Here is a 3425-nt window from a genome sequence, read left to right as displayed (position 1 = left end):
GCCTGTAACGGAAATTATACCTGAAACCAAAGTCGATACTATATGGAATGTCCTTCTAGATTGATACTTAAATCATTTGACTTAAAGGACCGGGCGTACTTTGCCCGGTTTTTCTTATTTTAAAATTTTAGAGATCTTACAATGTTGAACCCAATCATTACAACCAAATCACTCATTAACATTACCACGTAAAAAGGCACCCCATCACATAAGATGGGGTGCCTTGATCAGTCGTTTTATATTTCTGATGTTGTGATTTCTGGTGCACCGAAACGGTTTTTAGCTCCGTGCATAACTGGACCTACATATTCATTCAGTTTCCATCCATGTGCAATTGCAGCAGAAACGAATTTTTTAGCCTCCAACACGGACTCTTTTACATCAAGACCGTTTGCTAGATTTGCTGTAATGGCTGCTGCAAATGTACAGCCTGCTCCATGATTATAAGTAGTATCTGTTTTTACTGATTCAAGTAAAGTGAAAGTTGAACCATCAAAGAACAAATCAACTGCTTTTTCATGTGTTAACTGCTTACCGCCTTTAATCACAACATTCTTTGCACCCGCTTCGTGAATTTTCACGGCAGCCTGTTTCATATCTTCAATTGTGGTTAATGTGCCTAATCCTGAAAGTTGTCCAGCTTCGAACAAGTTTGGTGTAACAACTAAAGCACGAGGGAGCAATGATTTTACAATCGCATCCACATTCTCTGGAAATAGTGCCTCGTCTTCACCTTTACAAACAAGTACAGGGTCAATAACCACTTTCTCGAGACCAGAGCGATCGATAGCATCAGCTGCAGTTTCAATAATATCAACAGTAGGCAACATGCCCGTTTTAATAGCATCCACTCCAGTTGATAATGCAGTTTTTAATTGAGCTTTCAATGTATCTATTGGAATAGGATGTATTCCATGTCCCCAACCATTTTCAGGGTCCATTGTAACAATCACGGTTAATGCATTCATACCAAATGTACCGTGTTCTTGGAAAGTTTTTAAATCAGCTTGTATTCCAGCTCCGCCTGAAGTATCAGAACCTGCAATCGTTAATGTTTTCTTTAGTGTCATTGTAGTAATACCTCGTCTCTATGATTTACTGTAATTAATATTATCAAACTTTATAAGAAATTAAAATTATGGAATCTTTTCCGCTCGAATCAATTGAAAAGTCATGTACCCAATACCTAAAGAAATGATGATGGAGACTGTTCCGAAAAGTAGGTTGCTTTGTGCAAACAGACCAATTCCAATGACTGCGAAAAATAGGCACATGATAATCATGCCAATTGTGAAACAACCAAATCCAAGTGATTTTGCTTGTTCAGGAACTAGGCTAACTTGTTTTGTTGATTCTTGGGTCTTTCTTAGTTTCTCTCGCCATTGAAAGTCTGCCACGTTACGTTCACCTCTATTTTATCCTATCATTCGTATAGAAGTTGTTCAAATTGAAACTTTGAGATATGGTAAACATACTAGAATCATATCGAAAATGATAGAAAAGGGGAGAATGATGTCAAAAGAACAGAGGATTAAAGAACTTGAAAAATATCTTGAAGAATTAAAAGCACAAGATGAAATAGCCGTCACTCTTGAAAGTGTTCAACCACCATCATCTGGATTTAGGCAAGTTAATTCACTTATCACGTCGATTTGGAGAAAGAAGTTCATGTTGTTCCTGATAGGATTAATAGTGCTCATAGGTATTATTCCTTTAATTGCATTTGGAATGATCCAAGGGAGTACCTTCACAGAAAATAAAGGAACATTTTTAGAAAAAATTCAATCATTGAATGAATTGGCAACTGCAGAAGCTTACACAAAAGTGTTGATTCAACGTGAAGATAATGCGGTTTTTGGCCAAGAAATCGGGTTAAACTTACCTGGAACAAAACGTCAACTGTTAGTGGTTATACCTGGTTCAGTTAAGGCTGGTATTGATCTTTCAAAACTTCAACAAGACGATATTGTGGTAGATGAAGAAGCAAAAACGGCTACTCTTACACTACCTAAAGCAGAATTTTTGGGCGGACCTGAAATCTTCTTCGAACAAGTTGAAGTGTTTTCATACGAAGGGTTATTCCGTGAGAAAGCTGATATAACAGACGCTTATGAGTTAGCGGCAGAAGCAGAGAGACTAATGATGGAAGAAACCACCGGCCAAGGGGTATTAGTTCTTGCCGAAGAAAATGCAGCACGTTCTGTTGCTGAGATGTTTTCATTGGTTGAGTACGATGTCACTGTCGAATTTAAAAAGTGAGGCTCGTCAAAATGATATTTGATAATGATTGGCAACATGTTCTTGAGGCTGAATTCGACAAACCATACTATCTACAATTAAGAGAGTTCTTGAAAGAACAATACACAAACGAAACTGTCTATCCAGCATTGGAGGATTTATGGAGTGCTTTTGAAGAAACAGCTTATGAAGACGTCAAAGTTGTGATTGTTGGCCAAGATCCATACCATGGTCAAGGTCAAGCACATGGGATGAGTTTTTCAGTCCAACCAGGGGTCAAACACCCTCCGAGTTTACGAAATATGTTAAAAGAGCTCAATAATGATCTAGGATGTACAATTCCAGTTGAAGGAACACTGACAAAGTGGGCTCAACAAGGAGTATTCCTTCTAAACACGGTTCTTACCGTTCAAGAGGGCCAAGCACATTCTCATAAAGGGCAGGGGTGGGAACTCTTTACAGATGAGGTCATTCGCAAGCTTTCACTACGGGAAACTCCTGTGGTTTTTGTGTTGTGGGGAAAACCAGCACAAATGAAAAGAAATTTGATAGACACTTCTCGCCACGCGATCATCGAATCCGTTCACCCAAGTCCACTGAGTGCATATCGTGGTTTCTTCGGAAGTAGACCCTATTCCAAAATTAATAAGCATTTAACAGAGTGGGGAATACAGCCGATAGACTTTTGTTTGAAGTAGATTTCATGGTAAAGTGAAGGCTAAGAGGTTTTTTTCAAAAGGAGGGTGGCTTGACATGATTCCATTAAGTAGAGTTGTCACCGAAATAGAAAAATATGTTTCCATTGCCAAAGAAAAAGACGACGAACGAAGTATTCGTGAGGCATTGCTAGCCATTCGCGCACTAAGCGACGTAGCGTTAAGTGAACAACCTGACGTGAAGTCTTCAAGCGTGCAAAATCAAAAGCCAAATCCAATATCAGAAGTAAAATCCATTTCGTCAGGCGAGCGCATGAAAGAAGCAGACGCAAACGGCGATTCATTATTTGATTTTTAAAATGCTATTAAGTGAGTCAATTTCATAATAAAAAATCTAGTAATAAAATCCGAACAAAGATGATTTTCGCTCCATGCGGACGCTTTCCGTGGGGCTCGGTTCAATCTCCTCGGGCCAACAGGATGTTGGCCCGCGACGTGGCGTTCTTAGCCTTCGTTCCTTAGTGTTCCTGC

5 protein-coding genes are annotated in these 3425 nt (G+C 39.2%); 3 read left to right on the top strand and 2 right to left on the bottom strand.

The features are described from left to right. Positions 1–236: 236 nt before the first annotated feature. Positions 237–1070 (bottom strand): pyridoxine/pyridoxal/pyridoxamine kinase, encoded by an 834-nt coding sequence (gene pdxK, locus B371_RS0101040; protein WP_019412475.1) that lies wholly within the window; start codon positions 1068–1070, stop codon positions 237–239. Between the two features lie 66 nt (positions 1071–1136). Continuing rightward, a complete protein-coding gene (locus B371_RS0101035; protein ID WP_019412474.1) occupies positions 1137–1397 on the bottom strand; it encodes a hypothetical protein in 261 nt (86 codons plus the stop codon). 115 nt (positions 1398–1512) lie between these two features. On the opposite strand from B371_RS0101035, the gene B371_RS0101030 reads away from it, so the two are divergent. From B371_RS0101030 to B371_RS0101020, 3 genes are read left to right on the top strand one after another with little or no spacing between them, the layout of a single operon-like run. After that, positions 1513–2259, top strand: a complete 747-nt coding sequence (locus B371_RS0101030) for a DUF4230 domain-containing protein (RefSeq protein ID WP_019412473.1) — start codon at positions 1513–1515, stop codon at positions 2257–2259. Between the two features lie 11 nt (positions 2260–2270). After that, complete coding sequence (locus B371_RS0101025; protein WP_019412472.1) at positions 2271–2936, top strand: uracil-DNA glycosylase; 666 nt, start codon at positions 2271–2273, stop codon at positions 2934–2936. Positions 2937–2991: 55 nt separating this feature from the next. Further along, on the top strand, positions 2992–3252 hold the full coding sequence (locus B371_RS0101020) for a DUF5327 family protein (RefSeq protein ID WP_019412471.1): 261 nt from the start codon (positions 2992–2994) through the stop codon (positions 3250–3252). The last annotated feature ends 173 nt before the right edge of the window (positions 3253–3425 follow it).

Source organism: Paenisporosarcina sp. TG20 (assembly GCF_000286315.1).
GTDB lineage: Bacteria > Bacillota > Bacilli > Bacillales_A > Planococcaceae > Paenisporosarcina.
The sequence above is the reverse complement of the archived record's forward strand: the minus strand, read 5'-3'. Positions and strand labels throughout refer to the sequence as shown.